Origin of the sequence: Coprococcus sp. LG101-27 (assembly GCF_027695515.1) — a bacterium.
Lineage (GTDB): Bacteria > Bacillota > Clostridia > Lachnospirales > Lachnospiraceae > Allocoprococcus > Allocoprococcus comes.
Genome location: NZ_JAQEUJ010000003.1, coordinates 1 through 1,666 on the forward strand (window position 1 = coordinate 1; position 1,666 = coordinate 1,666).

General features: G+C 52.3%; 1 rRNA gene. It reads left to right on the plus strand.

Features of this window, described 5'->3' with window-relative positions:
• The first annotated feature begins 83 nt into the window (after positions 1-83).
• Positions 84-1,537, plus strand: a 16S ribosomal RNA gene (locus PG766_RS03810).
• Positions 1,538-1,666 lie beyond the last annotated feature (129 nt).

Below are 1,666 nucleotides of genomic sequence, written 5' to 3' on the forward strand. Positions count from 1 at the left end.
AAGAACGGACATCGAAAGATGTCGAACCAGAACAGTAAACAGGAACAGAATTGCCAAGCGATTCTGACCCGGATACAAACATTTTTAACGAGAGTTTGATCCTGGCTCAGGATGAACGCTGGCGGCGTGCTTAACACATGCAAGTCGAACGAAGCACTTAAGGGGGATAACAGTTAGAAATGACTGCTAATACCGCATAAGACCACGGAGCCGCATGGCTCAGTGGGAAAAACTCCGGTGGTATGAGATGGACCCGCGTCTGATTAGGTAGTTGGTGGGGTAACGGCCTACCAAGCCAACGATCAGTAGCCGACCTGAGAGGGTGACCGGCCACATTGGGACTGAGACACGGCCCAAACTCCTACGGGAGGCAGCAGTGGGGAATATTGCACAATGGGGGAAACCCTGATGCAGCGACGCCGCGTGAGCGAAGAAGTATTTCGGTATGTAAAGCTCTATCAGCAGGGAAGAAAATGACGGTACCTGACTAAGAAGCACCGGCTAAATACGTGCCAGCAGCCGCGGTAATACGTATGGTGCAAGCGTTATCCGGATTTACTGGGTGTAAAGGGAGCGTAGACGGCTGTGTAAGTCTGAAGTGAAAGCCCGGGGCTCAACCCCGGGACTGCTTTGGAAACTATGCAGCTAGAGTGTCGGAGAGGTAAGTGGAATTCCCAGTGTAGCGGTGAAATGCGTAGATATTGGGAGGAACACCAGTGGCGAAGGCGGCTTACTGGACGATGACTGACGTTGAGGCTCGAAAGCGTGGGGAGCAAACAGGATTAGATACCCTGGTAGTCCACGCCGTAAACGATGACTACTAGGTGTCGGGGAGCAAAGCTCTTCGGTGCCGCAGCAAACGCAATAAGTAGTCCACCTGGGGAGTACGTTCGCAAGAATGAAACTCAAAGGAATTGACGGGGACCCGCACAAGCGGTGGAGCATGTGGTTTAATTCGAAGCAACGCGAAGAACCTTACCTGCTCTTGACATCCCGGTGACCGGCGTGTAATGACGCCTTTTCTTCGGAACACCGGTGACAGGTGGTGCATGGTTGTCGTCAGCTCGTGTCGTGAGATGTTGGGTTAAGTCCCGCAACGAGCGCAACCCTTATCTTCAGTAGCCAGCATTTTGGATGGGCACTCTGGAGAGACTGCCAGGGATAACCTGGAGGAAGGTGGGGATGACGTCAAATCATCATGCCCCTTATGAGCAGGGCTACACACGTGCTACAATGGCGTAAACAAAGGGAAGCGAGCCTGCGAGGGTAAGCAAATCTCAAAAATAACGTCTCAGTTCGGATTGTAGTCTGCAACTCGACTACATGAAGCTGGAATCGCTAGTAATCGCGAATCAGCATGTCGCGGTGAATACGTTCCCGGGTCTTGTACACACCGCCCGTCACACCATGGGAGTTGGTAACGCCCGAAGTCAGTGACCCAACCGTAAGGAGGGAGCTGCCGAAGGTGGGACCGATAACTGGGGTGAAGTCGTAACAAGGTAGCCGTATCGGAAGGTGCGGCTGGATCACCTCCTTTCTAAGGAAGAAGAAGTAAGGAAGAATGTTGTCTATTGTTGAGTTATCAAAACTCAGATATTTCTGGTGGCGATGCGGTCAGGGGACACACCCGTTCCCATCTCGAACACGATGGTTAAGACCTGATCGG